This window comes from Amycolatopsis decaplanina DSM 44594 (assembly GCF_000342005.1).
Lineage (GTDB): Bacteria > Actinomycetota > Actinomycetes > Mycobacteriales > Pseudonocardiaceae > Amycolatopsis > Amycolatopsis decaplanina.
This window is the reverse complement of the sequence record NZ_AOHO01000029.1, coordinates 1-2,321: the sequence shown is the minus strand read 5'-3', so window position 1 is coordinate 2,321 and position 2,321 is coordinate 1. Positions and strand designations below refer to the sequence as shown.

General features: G+C 63.3%; 1 protein-coding gene. It reads right to left on the bottom strand.

All coding sequences use genetic code 11. From position 1 onward, the window contains the following. The coding region (locus tag H074_RS40670) for a hypothetical protein (RefSeq protein WP_007029265.1) at positions 1-2,321 on the bottom strand (2,321 nt) is incomplete at both ends.

Here is a 2,321-nt window from a genome sequence, read left to right as displayed (position 1 = left end):
CCCGTCCACACCAACGTCGCCGGCCCCTTCCCACAACGACCCCTCATCCGCCAGCAGAGTCTCGAACCAGTTCTTAAGCCAGTCCTCGGGCTCCAAGCCATCCCACGCACCATCAGGAGAAAACTCACCCGCCTCCGGCAAGGCCAGTGCACCACCCGACACAACGGGCGTGTGGGCAAGGCCCTCCGCCTCCCGGGCCGCACGCGAAGCCATCCGCGTCGACCGCGCCTCCTCCTCCCACTCTTCCCGCCGGACCGACGACACCTCACCCTTCTCGACCACGTCCACCAGAACAGCGGACAGCCCTCCCAGACGCACGCGGTACAAGGTGGTGGGGACGAAATCCTCCAGGATCCTACGGGCCAGTTGCGTGCCTTCAGGCCCCGGCAACTGCTCTCTGAAAGCGGCGAGGACGAGGTCCCGCACCTCTTTCACCAGAAGGTGGGCACCGCTTTGGCGGGGCTGCGCCACCGCGATGGAGAGAACCTTGTTCCCACCCTGTCCCGTCTTATACCGAACGATAAATGCCGTTGACAGCCAGGTGATCCGCTCCCTGGCAGCTTCCGACAGAAGGGCAAATCTCGGCAGGAAGAACTCCGTCAAGGACGTCTCCCCGAGATAGTCGCTCTTCCCCAGCCTCGGTGTTCGGTGCACGGTGATCCCCACCGAGCGGGGCCCTTTCTCCTTGGCTTTGTAGGCCCTGTAAGTGAAGCGAAACTTAGTGAGATCGATGGATTGCTTCAACGCCGCCTGCTTCACCAGCTTTTCGAGCTCCTCATGCTCGGGGAGGCGGACTTCGGAATTGGCGCCAATTACCATTCTCGTGACGTGCAACCGGATATCGCCGAGTTGCTGATTATTGCGGGCGCGATCAGCGATATCGGGCAGAAGTTTTTCAATGAATCCGTTCAGCCTCTTGCGAGCGCCCTCGACGATCACGAACGGCTCCCCGGCCTTCAGCTCGCCTTTCCAGCTATCGATTTCGGCATCGGTGCGTTTAAGGACTCGGCCGCTCAGTTCCTTCGGCAGCGAAGGCAGTTGCCCGTATTCGGTTTGCTTCGCCGCCGCCACGACGTGGTCCGGCACTGGATCCGGTTCGAGTCTGACGAGAGTGAGGAAAAGACCCACCTGATCACGGGCGGCCGTCCGGGTGACACCCATCACGACATGCCGGGCGATGAACTCCTCGACCTGCGCGGCCGAGTACTGTGGCCGCGCTGCCTGCACCGCCGCGCGTATCTCCGCCGCCACCCCCGACCTCCGCCGTCCGGCTGGTCCGTCACGGGTCACCAGGTGCGCCTCGAGACGCAACTCTCCGTCGGGATCGTCGTTGTCGTCCAGCCGCTGGGCAAGACCCTCCACCAGCAACCGCAGACGGCGCACATCCGCGGCGGACAACACGTGCTTCTGCAACGCGTTGGCCAGGGACAGATTCAGTTCAGGCGACGTCCGATAACTCTGTTCGGTCCGGTTCGGCGAGTCATGCAGGGTGATACCCAATTTCGCGCCCTCGCGAGATGCGTGCTCTTCACGATCAAAAGTCAGCTTCCGCTGGTCGAGACCCGGAATGGCGGCTCCGGCCGCCTCGCGTAATGCGCTCTCCAGCTTCGACAATTCCGCATACTTTTTGCCCATAAAGCGGTCCCGATTCCGGTAGATCTGCAGCCGGACATCCGGCATCTCCCGCTTCTGTTCGACCGCCTCCTTGACCTTCGCCGCGAACTCTTTCTTCAGCTCCTCCAGCTCGTTCTTGCTGTCTTCGGACAACGGCAGCACGGCAAGCCAAGTCGCCTTCACCGCGGCTGGCTCCACCCTTCCCTGCCGCAACTTGCCAACAGCTTCCGGCAAGGCCGGATCTCCGGCTCGGGCCTTCGGGGCCACGACCGGCTCATCAAGCGCCCCGTCCACACCAACGTCGCCGGATCCTTCCCGCAACGACCCCTCATCCGCCGGCCGCCACCCCGCCACATCCTGGCCACTAGCGCGCGCCGCACCGTCACGAGAAGACTCACCCGCATTCGGCAGGGCGTCGTCATCATCGCTCCGTGCGCCACCGGGTAAAACAGGTGTGTTCTGCGGGGAGGTCCGCAGGATGCCGAGCTTGGTGGCGAGTTCCTCGGACAGTCTCTCGGCGTCCTGTTCGGACAATCCGTTGGCCAGATACTCGGCGACCAGGTCCTTGACCGCGCCGTTCAGCCTGACAGCATCCTCCAGCTGCCCCGGCGCCGGTTTTTCGACCCAGATGGGCACCTTGTGATACCGAGACACAATCTTGGTCGCCTGCTGGACATAACGCTGAACATCGTGTGCCGGCCTCTTCC